Here is a 14,095-nt window from a genome sequence, read left to right on the forward strand (position 1 = left end):
CGATCGCCCCTGGGGCGTCAAAAATCTGCTGTGCAACTCCCTACTATCAGCAAAGGAATCCCGAGATGAACCTCCTAGAACTAGAACGAGAAACCACCAAAATGACTCGGGTGATCATGACCCGACATATCGCGATCGGGAAAGATCCGATCGCTGATATGCGTACCCGGATGACCCTAGAATAGTTATCCGGGGTGATGATTGTCAGTATCGAACGGTTGCTCTGGTTGGACTGGGACTCAGTAGTTTGGGCGATCGCCCATCTGATTCCCGCCGATATCATGACTCAAATCCAAAGCAATCTCCGGTTCAACCTCTATCAACGCTTAATTCACAAAGGCTTAATTCCCGGAGTGGATTTCAGCATTGATGGTAACGGCAATCTGCGCTTGAATGCCAAAGCCCAAAAATCTGTGGCCTAAAAAGCCTGAACCCACCGCCTTTCTTCTGCCTCCCAGTTGAATAGCGCCAACTTAGCAAGAAAAAATAAAGAATCGGTAAAGAAAAATTGCCGATTCAACGCGGGCAATTTTTCTCTACCCCGGCGCGGGTGTGAACCCATTCCCCACATCCCCCCTCTAATTCTCACTCACCACAAACGGGGTATAAGTTCCGCCCAATGCTTCTACCACAGCACGAGTATTCGAGACCATCATCTTAATATAAGAATCTCCCTCGCTACCGGGCGCACCAATGGAATCGGAATAGAGTTTCTGCGGGGCTAACTTCACCTGGGCTTCCTCTGCTACAGTCCGGATCAGTTGCGGATTAATCGTAGTTTCCGCAAAAATAGCCGGAACCTGTATTCGTTTAATTTCTTCCACCAACCGCGTCACAGTTTGGGCGCTGGGTTGTTCCTCCGTACTGATGCCGATTAACGTGCCAGCAATCTCTAACCCATAGCCTTGAGCATAGTATTGGAAGGCATCATGGGTGGTGACTAAGCCACGGTTTTCCGGGGGAATTGTGGCAATTTGCGCCGCAATCCAGCGGTGGAGTTGTTCCAAGGTGGCGGTATAGTTTGCGGCATTTTCCCCGATTGCTGCGGCATTTTCTGGGGAGAGTTCGCTTAAGGCATCCCGAATCGCGTTTACCATTGCGATCGCATTCATGACATTCCCCCAAACATGAGGATCCGGTGCTATAGCGGCATCCTTCTCCATCTGCAACGGCGGGACCACTTCCCCCACTGCTACTTTCTTGGCATTCACTCCCGCAGCATTCATCAAATTAATCAGTCCCGGTTCTAGGTTATAGCCGTTATAGAGAATCAAATCCGCATTCTCCAAGGCAATGGAATCGGCGGGGACGGGTTCATAAACATGGGGATCGACTCCAGGGGTCAAAATGCTCGTGAGTTGCATATCTTCCGTCGCAATGGACTCGGTTAAGTCGGCGATAATGTTACTGGTAGAGACCACTTGAGGCTGATTCCCCGAACTCTCCACCGCCCGATTCACCCCAGGGTTAGTACAGCTACTCAGCCAGAACCCCAAAATCAGTCCAGTGGCCAGTTTCAATCGGGATTGTTTTCTCGGATAGTCAGCGATCGCTCTCATTTTTTTAGCTTTTTTCATTTTTCTTTCATATTTATCTCATATTTGATTCACATTTACACTATGCTGGAATTACAAGCTAAATTTTAAAACCCGATATGAAAAGACCTAACCCATTCAACGCGGACAGTTCCTGGACAAATCAGCCTCAAACTTCGTCAGATCAAGCCATCGGTGTCAGTCATCTGGGGGTCAATTATCGCCAGGTCCAGGCCCTCACCGATGTCAACGCGGTGATTAACAGTGGACGCCTCACTGGGATTATTGGACCCAATGGCGCGGGCAAAAGTACCTTAATCAAAGCCATGTTAGGTTTAATCCCCATCCTCAGGGGTAGGGTCTTCTATGACGGGAAACCCCTGATGGAACAACGCGATCGCATCGCTTATGTCCCTCAGCGATCGCTAATTGACTGGACCTATCCCGCCACCGTCTGGGATGTAGTGATGATGGGACGCGCCAAGAAAACCGGCTGGTTTCGGCGCTATAGTACCGTCAGTCGTCAGATTGCCTCTGATGCCTTAGCGCGAGTCGGCATGAGTGACTACCGCCACCGCAAAATTGGGGATTTATCCGGGGGACAACAGCAGCGCGTGTTTTTAGCGCGATCGCTCGCCCAACAAGCAGAAATTTTCTGTTTCGATGAGCCATTTGTCGGCATCGACCAAAAAACCGAAGCAGTCCTCTTTGAGATTTTTCACGAACTCGCCGAAGCAGGAAACATTGTGATTGTGGTGAATCATGACCTCGGGGAATCGATTACCCATTTTGATGATTTAATCCTCTTAAATCGGGAATTAATTGCCTGTGGTGGCCGACAACAAGTGCTGCGATCAGAGAATATGTATCGCGCCTATCAAGGACAGGTTCAATTTTTTAGCGATCGGGCTGCGTAAAGAACCTAACCCCCCCCCGGCCCCCCTTCCCTACGAGGGAAGGGGGGAGGAAGAGAACCTAACCCCCCCGGCCCTTACAAGAGTAGATTTTTTACGTTTCCGGTCCCCGGACCTTAGCAAGGGGAGGGTTAGGGTGGGGTCTTCTTGACGTGGCAAAGCCACGTCAAGAAGAAAGAGGTTGGCACCCGGCTTCATACAGGCGCTTAAACCCGAAAGAGTGCGTAACTCAGGCGATCGCCACGTCAGGAGAACCCCACCCTAACCCGGACCTTAGCAAGGGGAGGGGACCGGAGGAGCACTTCAGAGTAAGGCAAATCACCATAAACGTAAAAACCCTACTCTTGTAAGGGGGGGGAGAGGTCCATTTTTTCCCAGTCACCCTCTACATTCTGTATAACTTACCCTGCCATGTTAGACGGATTAATTGAACCTCTCCAATATAGTTTTATGCAGCGATCGCTCATCGTAGCGATTTTAGTGGGCTTGATTTGTGCCGTGGTTGGCAGTTATTTAATGGTCCAACGTCTTGCCTTATTAGGAGATGCGATCGGGCATTCGGTCCTCCCCGGATTGGCGATCGCATACGCGATTGGGGCGAATATTTTTGTGGGGGCCTTTCTTGCTGGGGTCTTAAGTACCGTGGTAATCGCCTGGATTAGAACGCGATCGCCCATCAAAGAAGATGCCGCAATGGGAATTGTTTTATCCTCCTTTTTTGCCCTGGGCATTACCTTAATTACCCTGATTCAAAAAGACCAAAAAATTGACCTCAATCATTTTTTATTCGGCAACATTCTTGCCGTCACTACAGAAGATGTAAACACCACCGCGCTGATTGCTATTTTAACCCTCGCGGTGGTTTTTTTACTGTACAAAGAACTCTTGTTTTACACCTTTGACCCCTTGGGCGCTCAAGCAGCGGGACTTCCCGTGAATTTGCTCAATTTTGGGTTAATGGTCTTAATTGCCCTGACTGTCGTCGCCAGTATGAAAGCGGTGGGGGTAGTGCTGGTTTTGTCCCTGCTGATTGCCCCCGGTGCCACGGCCTATTTATTAGTTCCTCGCCTGCATCAGGTGATGATTGTCGGCGCGCTAATTGGCATTGTTTCAAGTGTCTCGGGAATGTATTTGAGTTTTTATCAAAATATCCCATCTGGACCAGCGATTGTGTTAGTGGTTTCGGGGTTTTTCCTGTTAGCCTTGCTGTTGAGTCCGAGTCATGGAATTTTGACTAATCCTCGGGCAAAAGGGGAGACTTCTCCATTTTGGCAGGAACTCAAAGAATTGTTTCGCTAGAGGAAACTATCCGGGTTGGGGGTTATGGTTCTAAGTCTTGTAAAATTTGATTGATTTGTTGGACTGCTCTGAAGTTATTGCGGATTTTGTATAAGTCTCGGGCGGTTTTTAAGGAGGCAATGGCTTCGGAAAATTGATTTTGATTTAAGAAGGCAATGGCTAAATTAAAATGGCTATCGGGTTCGTTGGGATAGCGGGCGATCGCCTCGGTCAAAACGTTAGTCGCTTCCGCGATTCTCCCCAACGAACCCAAGGCACTGCCGAGATTATTGTAGTATTCCACATTGCTAGAATTCAGGGTGATCGCTTGCTCAAAGGCACTTATGGCTGCTGAGAAATTTCCCATTTGGGCATAAGTAATCCCTAGGTTATTGTATGCTGTATCATAAGAGGGATAGAGGGCGATCGCTTGTTCAAATGCTGCCACCGCTTCGATGAATTTTCCCTGACTAGCCAAATCATATCCCTGGTTATTGTAAGCTTCTGCCTGTTTTAAATCGGCTGGAAAATTGCTCTGACTCACGGGAGCCTCAGTGGCACGGGAGACGCTGGGCATCGCAGTTACAATGACGAAACCCGCTAGTCCAAAGGCGAGAAAATGTCGAATCATGATTGATTAATTTTTTCTAATCTTGTGTAGATGATGACTGAACCAGCACTCAGCATTTAAGGGAGTGCCTAGTCTGATGGCTAAATCAAGCCTTTCTCTAATTTCTTCACCGGGGAGGGCTACCATTGCGGGGACAAATTGCGGTAACATTACAAAAGTTAACATTTTGCAGAGAAAAAACCCAGGACTAGGGATTATGAGCGTACAAATCGGAGATACCGCACCAGATTTTAATTTGCCATCTCAAACCGGAGAAACCGTCAAAATCAGCGATTTTCGAGGGAAATCTAGTGTCGTACTCTATTTTTATCCAAAAGATGACACTCCCGGATGCACGAAGGAATCTTGCGCCTTTCGGGATAGTTATGAACAGTTCAAACAAGCGGGGGCGGAGGTGATCGGGGTCAGCAGCGATTCAGCAGATTCTCACAAAAAATTCGCCAGTAAATACAGTCTGCCCTTTACCCTATTAAGCGATCGCGATAAAGCCCTTCGCAAGCTTTATGGGGTCCCCTCAGCCTTGGGACTCCTCCCGGGTCGCGTCACTTATGTGATTGATAAAGAGGGCGTTGTCCGCCATATCTTTAATTCCATGATGAATTTTGAGGGTCATGTTGAGGAATCTCTCAAAACTCTCAAAGAAATTTAACCTAGATAACGCAACTTTGGGGAGGTCACCTGAAAGTAGGGGCAGTACATGAATTTCCCCTACTCTGTTTAGGGGATATCAAATTTTAATTGATGAGTTTAGCTCGTTTTCGCGGCGAGACTGACTCATTACCTAAATGTAGGGTCGATTCGCGAATCGACCCTACATTTACGGTTTAATATTAAATATTGCGGAAGTTTTGCCCTGCAATTAGTCTAAGATTATACTTTGCTTAATTATAACACAAAATTAAAATTCTGTCACCTATCCAAAAGAAGGATTTTTTTCAAAACTACCCCCAAAATTATTATGCCTAACTGCTGAAATAACCGGCCATATCCCAGGGAAATATCCCACTGCCGAGAGAGGGCAAACGGGCCAAGAACCTGACAAGATAGAGTTATTCCGGACCATTTTTTCTTCCTCCAGAGAATTGAAAGGAGGGAGTCCAGATAGCGACTCTTTCAATCCCCGGTTACAACCCCCAGGAGACCCTCTGAAAATTACCATGCGACAACGGATTTTAGCGAATGCAGCCATCCTTTTTTCTTTTCTAATTCCAGGTCCTGTTATGGCAGCAAACTTTAGCGAGATATATGTTTTTGGTGACAGTCTCTCCGATACAGGGCAGTTGTTTCAACAGTCCCAAGCGCAAATTCCCCCGAGTTCCTTATACTTTGAGGGGCGGTTTTCTAATGGTCCAGTGTGGGTAGAATATCTGGCCGAACAGTTAAATATTCCGTTTAATCCGGATACCAATTTTGCATTCGGGGGGGCGACAACTGGGGAAATGAATCGGAATGAAACCCCCTTGCGAGGGCTGTTGGATCAGGTGAATCGCTTCCAACAAAACCAAGATTTAGCAGACCCGAATGCCCTTTATATTGTGTGGGCGGGATCGAACGATTACCTAGGGAATCAAGAGAGTAATCCCAATCAACCTGTGTCGAATGTTTCTGAGGCGATCGCCACTCTTGCTGCAATGGGTGCACAAAATTTTCTCGTGCCGAATCTGCCGGATTTAGGGACTTTGCCGGAAACCAGAAATCGTCAGAGTTCGGTCCAGTTAAATGAATTAATTCGGCTGCATAATCAGGGATTAGCTGAGTCTCTGCAACAATTGAGTAGCCGTCTGGGTTCTGAGGTGGAAATTGTTCCATTGAATGTTAATGAAATTTATAATCGAGTGTTGGACAAACCGGCGGATTTTGGGTTTAGAAACGTCACCGAACCTTGTCTGAATCAACAAAGGGGGATAATTTGCCAAAATCCCAATGAATATCTATTTTGGGATGATATTCATCCCACCACTTTTGCCCATGAAAAACTCGGAGTCTATGCTTTTCAGCTATTAGAAAACAGCGAAGCGGCGATCGGTCCAGATGTGAGTTCGGTCAAGGAAAGATCCGGAGTTCCTACGGTGGAGAAACGGATTAAATCCCGGATGCCTGCCTATATTGGTCCGAATCCATCTCCTGAGTAAGACTCCAAGGACCAGAAACCGGGTTTCTCTCATAGATTGTTGCTAAGTAGCAGAATTGTTGTCAAGAAACCCGGTTTCTAACCCCTGAGTAAAACTCCAAGTACCACCGTCATGGGGTTAAGCTTCTCCGGCAGAATCCCGGTCTAAAAATAAGGTGGCGTGGGATTGCGATCGCAAAATGGTAGCGGGAATTTCTGGTGTAATCGGATGCGATAACATCTGCTGAACAATCTGGGTTTTGCGCCGGGAAGGTGCGAGGCAGATGATGTTTTGGGCGGCACAAAGCTGGGGAATGGTGAGGGTAAAGGCATATTTGGGCACGGATTCTAAAGTGGGAAACTGTCCTTGGTTCACCAGTTGCTGATGGGTGGCGGGGGCTAATTTTACCAGTTTAATGGGGTAGGGGTCGTTAAAATCAGCTATTCCCGGTTCGTTAAAGGCTAAGTGACCATTTTCTCCCACTCCCAAGCAGCATAAATCAATGGGTTTTTCTAACAGGAGTTGGCTATAGCGATCGCATTCTTTCAGAGGTTCGATCGCATCTCCATTGATGTAATGAAAGGCAGCAGGATGGACCTGATTTTCCACGCGATCGCGCAAGTAACTCCGAAAACTAGCGGGATGATTCGCTGCAATTCCCAGATATTCATCTAAATGAAAGAAGACAATTCTGGACCAATCCACCCGATTTAAGGCGATCGCTGCCTCCAGAAATTCGATTTGGGAATGACCCGTTGCTAGGAGTACCCGCGCCTCCCCCCGTTGGGCGATCGCCCTCTCTAAGATATCACTAGCGGCAACGGCAGCATCCAGCGCCATCTCTGCTTCGGTGGCAAACAGACGGACTGCTAATGCATCCACCGAAAAGACTTTCAGGGGAGGGGTTAAGTTGGAAGAATTCGATGGATCAGCCATAATTTTTAGGGGTAGGAGACTTGTAAACGAAACTCTCCTATTTTCACATATGGGAATGGGGAGTTTTGTACATCGTCCCTAATCCGCGAAATAAGCGATTGATGCCTTTAAGTGCCGTTTCGCGGTCCAACCCAGCGTATGAAACCCGCAGGAAACACCCGCTTTCAATCCCAAAGGTTGTACCAGGGATCGTGGCAATCCGAAACTTTTTAATGAGCAGTTTAGCCGCTTCCATTGGGGAGAGTTCGCTTTCCAGTTTGACCAAGAAGTAAAAAGCACCTTTTGCTTCCGGGACTGTACAAAATTCGGGTAAATCTGAGAAGCGTTTCAGACATAAGTCGCGCATTTCGGAGATGATGGGTAGATGTTCTAAGCAATAGTTTTTCCCGACTTCTAATGCACCTAATGCGACATACTGGGACATAACTGGGGGACAAATTAAGATAGTATCTTGGATTTTTTTAACGGAGGTAATTAGGGTTTTGGGAATGACCATATAGCCAATTCTCCACCCCGCAAATCCGTAGGCTTTGGAGAGACTAAACAGAGAAATGGTGTGAGAATGGCTATTGGGAATAGAACCCGGTGAAAAATGGGTTGCGCCATCGTAAGTAAAATATTCGTAGGCTTCATCACTGATATGATAAATGCCGCGATCGCCACAGAGTTGATTGACTTGGCGTAAGGCGGTTTCTGAATAGACGGCACCTGTGGGATTGTTGGGAGAAATGGTGACAATTGCACGGGTTTTGTCCGTAATTGCCTCAGCGATCGCATCGAGACGGAGTTGATAGTTTTCATCGGTTGCCACACAAACTGCCTGACATCCAGCAATGGCGATCGCCATTTCATGATTGAAATAATAAGGAGTTTGGATAATAATTTCATCCCCCGGAGAGGTAATCGCCAGAATCGCATTCATAAACGCCATATTTCCCCCGGCAGTGACGATGATTTGGCTGTCATCGTTGATGGGAATGCCATTTTCTGCTTGCAGTTTGGTGGCGATCGCCTCCTGTAACGCCGGAATTCCTTCCACCGCCTGATACTTATGATTATTGGGATCCGCCAAACATTCGGTAATGCGTTCAAATGCCGCAGGCGGTGGGGGATAATACACCACCCCTTGTCCTAAAGAAAGAGTCCCGGGATAAGCGCGAATCAGTTCCCCAATCTGTGGAATAATCGGGGATTGCACTCCCTCCATGCGAGAAAGTATCGGGTTCATTAGATTTATCCTCCATATCATTGTTTTCTAGCATACAAGAAATGGGGGATGAGAGGGGCGATTTTCTACCCAGGAAAGATTAAATTTTCCAGTAAGATTTTGACTCCGATGCCGATTAAAATTAGGCCCCCGAGAATCGTGACTTGCTTCTCACAAAAGTTACCCACTCGATTCCCGATATAAACCCCTGCAAAGGATAAAACAAAGGTGACAATCCCAATCACTATGGCTAATTCTACGATGGAATTTTGTAACAGGGAAATACTCAAGCCCACGGCTAAGGCATCAATACTCGTGGCAACGGCTAATCCTAATAAAATATATAAATTGCGGGGATTAGCCGCTTTTCCTTCCTCCACTCCCTCCTCTTCATAGATAGATTCATGAATCATTTTACCGCCGATAAATCCCAGAAGTAAAAAGGCAATCCAATGATCCACACTGGAAATGGCCTCGCGGATGCCCAATCCCGCAATCCACCCGATTAGAGGCATAAATAGCTGAAATCCCCCAAAAAATGTGGCAACGAGGACTGCATCTTGCACCTTGACTTTTTTCAAGGCAATTCCACTGCCGATCGCCACGGCGAAGGCATCCATTGCCAACCCTAAAGATATTAAGAGTGTCGTGATAAAGCTCACTGCTTTTCCCCAAGCAAAGGTCTAATCTAGTCATTTAATCTTATCATCTTTCAGTCAGTTTGACAAGGTTCAATATAATGAAACAAAAATGAAAAATTCGTTCAAATTTTTCCAATTTATTCGATGAATTCCGAAAAGTTTTCATTATTGAATCATTTTTGAATTTTCCAGTCACTCCCCCCTATAGACGGAGTTATTCCAATGATTATCCTCGGGTTTGAGCAATGGGGTCAGCAGATTCTGCGCCCAAGTTAGAACGAATTGTGGTAAAATTGGGGAATTCTTTAACAAAAATCTGAGTATGCGGATTCGTTCCATTCCTTATCAACCCTTGTTACTGCGATTATTGCATGGTCTGAATGCTATTTTAGTCCTGGCTGCCTTCATCACTGGGTTTTTGGTTTATGATAGCTGGGATGGGCGCTGGGGTCGGTTGGGCTTATCCGAAGCCAACCGCAACTTAATTGATATTCATGGCACATTTGGCTTTTTATTGTTCTTTGTTTTTATCGGATTTGCCATTTATAGTGTGCGAGTTGGACGAAAACGGTTAGTGGCCAAAAATTCTATTTCAAAACTCCGCAATGTCGGTCAACCGAGTTGGTGGTATGCCTTACATCGGATTGCCAATACCGTCATGTTATTAGCAGCGGGATTAGGAGTAGTTTCTGGTAAGTTTCAAGAAGAAAACTGGCTACCCCAAGGACAGATGAATCAACCGGCGTATTTCCTACATTTGACTGCATGGATATTGATAGGATTATCCCTCGCTTTCCATCTATTATTGAGTGCGAAAGTGGGCGGAATACCCCTATGGCAATCGATGATTCAAAGGGACTATCGAGCCTCGGAAAGTCCTAAAATTTGGCCCCAGAAAATTCAAAATTGGTTGCGCCATCCCCGTTGGTAACGAGACTGGGTTCTCGTCAAAAATCAGTTGATGCAGAATGGGGGGTGCTGTTTTTCTGCTGTTTCTGAACCCTTCATGACCCAGATTTCCCTTTTTTAGGGTACAATCAAACCTTGCCACTCTAAATAGAAATCAGAGAGGGTTATCATGATTAATTACATTAGCTTAATGCTAATTAACTTAGTAGCCGGTCATTTTTTGCTGGCTTACTATATTTATGAAGGATTAGATAATATCCGCCAAAAACGCTGGATTCCTGGCTTTGGAATGACTGGCGCAATCGCCTTAGTGACGGGATTACACATGATTTGGACTTGGCCGATTCGAGGCAGTTTTAATGTAGCCTTTGGAGAAATGTCCGTGTTGTTTGGAATTGTCTTTATGGGCGCGGCAGTCGCCTTAGCTGCGGATTGGGATTTAATTACAGTCACTATTTATGCCTTTTTTGCCGGTTTAGCCTCGATTGTTGTCGGGGTGCGAATTATTAATTTAGAGATGACTAGGAGACCTTGGATGTCGGGAATTGGCTTTATTATTTCCGGACTAGGTGGGGTTTTATCTACTCCATCACTTTATCTGAGAAATAACCCAACTTTGCGGATTGTCGGGGCAGTTGCGATTGCTATCGCTGGACTAATTTGGGCGATTACTGGTTATCTTTCCTATTGGGGACATCTAGCTGACTATACGGATTGGGTCCCGCCTACCATGAGATGAAAAAATTAGGGACAAGGCAGTGCTTTGTCCCCGAATATAGCGGTTCTTATGGTAGTGCGAGGACCCACCACCCCAAACCCCCTTCGACAAGCTCAGGACAGGCCTCTCCCAATGAGGGAGAGGGGCTTAAGAGACTACCTCATGACTCCACCGAACCGCCATAGATGGAATAAATTTGGACTGAATTACTGAACCGTTACCCAAAAATCGGCGGCAATAATTTCGCCATTGCGGTTAAATTCTCCCCACATTTTATAGTTTCCCGGTTCCGGAAACTGGGTCATAAATTCAATATGTCCCGGACCATCATTCGGCATTGGATGAGCATGAATGTAATCTGCTTCGGTGGGAGAATCCGATTGTTTCACAATCACTAAATGACCCAATTCTCCCAAATAAGGCTGCAAATCTGTGACCATTGTTTGAGTTTGAGCATCTTCAAGATGGAAAGCAAGGGTAATGGTTTCACCAGGAGTGATTTCCTCCGAGGGTAGCATCAACCCTACTTCTGTGTTCCCCAGGGTTTGCGATCGCGTTAAAGTCATCTCTGTCGGCAGTAATGGATTTCCCACTACCGTCGTTTTTAACGCCGAAACTCGTTGTGCATCCCCCGTAGGTTTGTAATCGGCAAATAGGGTATAATTTCCCCCACTGGGAAAAATATTTTCCACTTGAAATTGTCCCGCTTCATTCTGAATGGGATGGATGTGAGAGAAGAATTGCAGATCATCACTGACGACAATCAAGTGTATCTTTTTTTCATGGACAATATCAAATTCAGAGACGGGATTTCCGCTACTATCTTGAATATCAATCCCTAAAACAACGGGTTGATTGGCAGCGATCGCCGAGGGAATCGTGAGTTTTGCGAGTGTGGCATTCTGTGGTTCTCCATGACTCTCCCCAGAATGTTCTGAATGAGAATCCGGGTGATGCTGCTGCTGATGTCCATCTCCCATCCCTTGATGGTGATCCGAACCCATTCCTTCTGCCTCAGAGGATTCATTTAAAGATGCCTCAGTGGTGGGGGTAGAACAACCGGGAATGAAAAATAAACTAGAGGCGATCGCCACGGCAATAATCAACCGATTCATCAAAAACAACCTTTAAAAGTTCATAATTTTTAGCCTATCATGAGATTATGAAATTGCAATGAAATACGCGGGCGGCGAGAAAGCAAAGGAAAACTGAAGCTTGATGTCCCAATTCCAATCCTTCTCCACTTTTCGTAGTAACGACTTCAGTCGTTTCCGGGTCCCCTATCCCAATTTCAGAAATCAGCGGGAGTTTGAACCCCCAGAGAGATTCCAGAAGAAACGACTGAAGTCGTTACTACAAACAAAAGATAACGACTTCAGTCGTTACTACAAACTAAGATAACGACTTCAGTCGTGATGTTGAACTGACTGTTTGTGCCACCTGAGTTACCAAGGACTGCCAATCAGGGTGAAGGCGGACCAATAATAGGGATGAGTTAAATTTGACTGAGATAGATTGCTGATTTCTTCGGGTAAGGGGATTTCCTGATTCGCAGTATAGAGGATACCATTCTCGACTCGGACCTTGCCTTGAATCATGGCAATTTGGGTTTGCCGGAGGGCTTCTGCTTTGATGGGGGCCTGACTTAAATGGTGATAAAATTCACTCATTAACCCAAAGGTTCCTTCATCAGAAACATACCATAAACTGGCTAGGGCAGTTTTAGCGCCTGCTTTGACTGCTAACCCGGCAAATCCTAATTCTGCCTGTTCATCCCCCACAGCAGTGCGACAAGCGGAGAGGACGAGTAATTCTAACGGTGGGTCGTTAAAACCCAGTTCTCGAATTTCATCCATTTTTAGCTTCCGGTCCCAGAGTTGAATATAGGAATTGCTGAGTTTTCCCGGTTGAAATTCTCCATGAGTTGCTAGATGAACGATGGAATATTGATGTTCTCTTCGTTCTCGTTTGAGGGTTTCTAAGGTGAACAATTCATTGATAAAGGATTGCCCTTTTCGCACTTTTGTGGTAATTGTTTCTACTTCTAAGGGAACTGCGGGTAAGGGGTCTAACTCGGTAAATTCAGAAGCCCCCATTGCTAAGACTTCCCGAGTTTTAATGTCCGCATATCGGGTATCGGTTAAACTCAAGGAAGGCATCAGTCCCACGCTGTATTTTTCCACGAGGAATTGATTGCCATCATGGAGGGCCGCTAGGGGAAGACTTCGCAATCCACTATCCATAATGAAGGCCAAATTTTGAATATTCTGGGCGTTTAACTCCGCTTCGATGGGGGCAATTATCCAGTTATAAAGCTGTTGGGCGCTTTGTAAATAGCGGTTGCGGCGAATTCCCGTTGCAGTAATTTCTCCGCGAAAGGCATTGGCGACTTTTTCAATTTCGGCGCGACTGGTGTTAGGAATTCGTTTGGGAATGGGTTGTCCCTCTCGGGTGACGATCAGGATTTCCAGTTGGTCCTGGTCCCGATCGCCCTCTAAATTGATGGGGACAAACCTCACATAAATTAAGGCGGGTTTCACTCCGGTTTCTGCTTCGATATTCCCCATCAGGGTTTGCGCTTGGGTTAAGGAAACCATTTGTGTTGGCGCAATCCCGTTATGCTGACTAAAACTGTCAGTAAAGACTTGTTCCATTGCCGCCATGCCGGTATCAATGTTTTGGGCAACGGATTCCCGAAAGTTACCCAAAGCAGGTCCTTGATTCCCTTCCCTGAAATTGCTTTCGATCGCCGATCGCAAGGTTTCAGTAATTCCTTGTTGAATCAAGAGCACGGGCGGTTCTCCGGGGAGTTGCAGGGGGGTTTCTGCCAACAGAGGCGGTACAGGTTCTGGAATTGTCAGGGTGGGTTCTACTTCTGGGGAAGGGGGTACAATCTCCTCAGAGGCGATCGCAATTGTCTCGATAGTTGCCGGTGCGATCGCCGGATTTTCAATGGTGGGGACAATCACCGGGTTGGTTTCTTCTACAACTGTCGATTCAACAGCAACAGGGATGGATGTTTCCTCTGGGGATACCTCTGCTGGGGATGCTTCTGGGGTGGGTTCTACTGCTGCTGGGGTTTCCGATGCTGTTTCCGTTGTTGCTGGGGTTTCTGATGGCAAGGGTTGTATATCGGTGGGTCCCGGTGTGATTGTCGGTGTCGAAATCGGTTCCTCGGGAGGTAGTTCCCCAATCGGTTCCTCGGGAGGCAGTTC

The 14,095-nt window shown here is 46.5% G+C and carries 14 protein-coding genes and 1 pseudogene; 8 read left to right on the plus strand and 7 right to left on the minus strand.

Going from position 1 to position 14,095, the window contains the following annotated elements; translation table 11 throughout:
* Positions 1 to 185: pseudogene (locus J0895_RS25865) on the plus strand (hypothetical protein); the annotation flags it as partial.
* Positions 186 to 197: 12 nt separating this feature from the next.
* Positions 198 to 422, plus strand: coding sequence for a hypothetical protein (locus tag J0895_RS25870; protein ID WP_242541243.1), 225 nt, complete (start codon positions 198 to 200; stop codon positions 420 to 422).
* Positions 423 to 578: 156 nt separating this feature from the next.
* Here J0895_RS25870 and J0895_RS12330 read toward each other — a convergent pair whose 3' ends face one another.
* A complete protein-coding gene (locus J0895_RS12330) occupies positions 579 to 1,559 on the minus strand; it encodes a metal ABC transporter solute-binding protein, Zn/Mn family (RefSeq protein WP_207088400.1) in 981 nt (326 codons plus the stop codon).
* A 95-nt stretch (positions 1,560 to 1,654) separates the two neighbouring features.
* On the opposite strand from J0895_RS12330, the gene J0895_RS12335 reads away from it, so the two are divergent.
* Together J0895_RS12335 and J0895_RS12340 are read left to right on the plus strand one after the other, a co-directional pair.
* Positions 1,655 to 2,452 carry a metal ABC transporter ATP-binding protein gene (locus tag J0895_RS12335; protein ID WP_207088389.1) on the plus strand — a complete coding sequence of 266 codons (798 nt, stop codon included), beginning with the start codon at positions 1,655 to 1,657 and terminating at the stop codon, positions 2,450 to 2,452.
* A 408-nt stretch (positions 2,453 to 2,860) separates the two neighbouring features.
* Positions 2,861 to 3,748 (plus strand): metal ABC transporter permease, encoded by an 888-nt coding sequence (locus J0895_RS12340; protein WP_207088390.1) that lies wholly within the window; start codon positions 2,861 to 2,863, stop codon positions 3,746 to 3,748.
* Between the two features lie 22 nt (positions 3,749 to 3,770).
* Here the strand turns inward: J0895_RS12340 and J0895_RS12345 are convergent, their stop codons facing one another.
* Positions 3,771 to 4,358, minus strand: coding sequence for a tetratricopeptide repeat protein (locus tag J0895_RS12345; protein WP_207088391.1), 588 nt, complete (start codon positions 4,356 to 4,358; stop codon positions 3,771 to 3,773).
* A gap of 196 nt (positions 4,359 to 4,554) precedes the next feature.
* Here J0895_RS12345 and J0895_RS12350 point away from each other — a divergent pair, with 196 nt between their 5' ends.
* Together J0895_RS12350 and J0895_RS12355 are read left to right on the plus strand one after the other, a co-directional pair.
* Positions 4,555 to 5,007 carry a peroxiredoxin gene (locus J0895_RS12350; protein ID WP_207088392.1) on the plus strand — a complete coding sequence of 151 codons (453 nt, stop codon included), beginning with the start codon at positions 4,555 to 4,557 and terminating at the stop codon, positions 5,005 to 5,007.
* A 571-nt stretch (positions 5,008 to 5,578) separates the two neighbouring features.
* The gene (locus J0895_RS12355) at positions 5,579 to 6,490 is read left to right on the plus strand and encodes an SGNH/GDSL hydrolase family protein (protein ID WP_207088393.1); all 912 of its coding nucleotides are present in this window, start codon (positions 5,579 to 5,581) and stop codon (positions 6,488 to 6,490) included.
* Positions 6,491 to 6,607: 117 nt separating this feature from the next.
* Here the strand turns inward: J0895_RS12355 and J0895_RS12360 are convergent, their stop codons facing one another.
* From J0895_RS12360 to J0895_RS12370, 3 genes are all read right to left on the minus strand, one after another.
* Positions 6,608 to 7,405 (minus strand): glucosamine-6-phosphate deaminase, encoded by a 798-nt coding sequence (locus tag J0895_RS12360; RefSeq protein WP_207088394.1) that lies wholly within the window; start codon positions 7,403 to 7,405, stop codon positions 6,608 to 6,610.
* Positions 7,406 to 7,448: 43 nt separating this feature from the next.
* On the minus strand, positions 7,449 to 8,633 hold the full coding sequence (locus J0895_RS12365; protein ID WP_207088395.1) for a pyridoxal phosphate-dependent aminotransferase: 1,185 nt from the start codon (positions 8,631 to 8,633) through the stop codon (positions 7,449 to 7,451).
* A 65-nt stretch (positions 8,634 to 8,698) separates the two neighbouring features.
* The gene (locus J0895_RS12370; RefSeq protein WP_207088396.1) at positions 8,699 to 9,274 is read right to left on the minus strand and encodes a manganese efflux pump MntP; all 576 of its coding nucleotides are present in this window, start codon (positions 9,272 to 9,274) and stop codon (positions 8,699 to 8,701) included.
* Positions 9,275 to 9,575: 301 nt separating this feature from the next.
* Between J0895_RS12370 and J0895_RS12375 the strand changes: the two genes are divergently transcribed.
* Both J0895_RS12375 and J0895_RS12380 read left to right on the plus strand, forming a co-directional pair.
* Entirely contained in the window at positions 9,576 to 10,184 is a 609-nt protein-coding gene (locus J0895_RS12375; protein ID WP_242541245.1) for a cytochrome b/b6 domain-containing protein, read from the plus strand.
* A 147-nt stretch (positions 10,185 to 10,331) separates the two neighbouring features.
* Positions 10,332 to 10,901: a DUF981 domain-containing protein gene (locus tag J0895_RS12380; protein ID WP_207088397.1), complete on the plus strand. Its 570-nt coding sequence runs from the start codon at positions 10,332 to 10,334 to the stop codon at positions 10,899 to 10,901.
* Between the two features lie 185 nt (positions 10,902 to 11,086).
* Here J0895_RS12380 and J0895_RS12385 read toward each other — a convergent pair whose 3' ends face one another.
* The gene (locus J0895_RS12385) at positions 11,087 to 11,995 is read right to left on the minus strand and encodes a hypothetical protein (RefSeq protein ID WP_207088398.1); all 909 of its coding nucleotides are present in this window, start codon (positions 11,993 to 11,995) and stop codon (positions 11,087 to 11,089) included.
* A 330-nt stretch (positions 11,996 to 12,325) separates the two neighbouring features.
* On the minus strand, positions 12,326 to 14,095 hold a 1,770-nt coding region (locus J0895_RS12390; protein WP_207088399.1), incomplete at its 5' end, for a CHAT domain-containing protein.

The organism is Phormidium pseudopriestleyi FRX01, assembly GCF_017313335.1.
GTDB classification, from domain to species: Bacteria; Cyanobacteriota; Cyanobacteriia; order Cyanobacteriales; family Laspinemataceae; genus Laspinema; species Laspinema pseudopriestleyi.

Excerpts from the sequence above, each read along its gene's own strand:
- J0895_RS12350 (WP_207088392.1), top strand. The coding sequence starts at position 4,555 with ATGAGCGTACAAATCGGAGATACCGCACCAGATTTTAATTTGCCATCT.
- J0895_RS12360 (WP_207088394.1), bottom strand. The coding sequence starts at position 7,405 with ATGGCTGATCCATCGAATTCTTCCAACTTAACCCCTCCCCTGAAAGTC.
- J0895_RS12340 (WP_207088390.1), top strand. The coding sequence starts at position 2,861 with ATGTTAGACGGATTAATTGAACCTCTCCAATATAGTTTTATGCAGCGA.
- J0895_RS12335 (WP_207088389.1), top strand. The coding sequence starts at position 1,655 with ATGAAAAGACCTAACCCATTCAACGCGGACAGTTCCTGGACAAATCAG.
- J0895_RS12345 (WP_207088391.1), bottom strand. The coding sequence starts at position 4,358 with ATGATTCGACATTTTCTCGCCTTTGGACTAGCGGGTTTCGTCATTGTA.
- J0895_RS12355 (WP_207088393.1), top strand. The coding sequence starts at position 5,579 with ATGGCAGCAAACTTTAGCGAGATATATGTTTTTGGTGACAGTCTCTCC.
- J0895_RS12385 (WP_207088398.1), bottom strand. The coding sequence starts at position 11,995 with ATGAATCGGTTGATTATTGCCGTGGCGATCGCCTCTAGTTTATTTTTC.
- J0895_RS12365 (WP_207088395.1), bottom strand. The coding sequence starts at position 8,633 with ATGAACCCGATACTTTCTCGCATGGAGGGAGTGCAATCCCCGATTATT.
- J0895_RS12380 (WP_207088397.1), top strand. The coding sequence starts at position 10,332 with ATGATTAATTACATTAGCTTAATGCTAATTAACTTAGTAGCCGGTCAT.
- J0895_RS12330 (WP_207088400.1), bottom strand. The coding sequence starts at position 1,559 with ATGAGAGCGATCGCTGACTATCCGAGAAAACAATCCCGATTGAAACTG.
- J0895_RS12375 (WP_242541245.1), top strand. The coding sequence starts at position 9,576 with ATGCGGATTCGTTCCATTCCTTATCAACCCTTGTTACTGCGATTATTG.
- J0895_RS25870 (WP_242541243.1), top strand. The coding sequence starts at position 198 with ATGATTGTCAGTATCGAACGGTTGCTCTGGTTGGACTGGGACTCAGTA.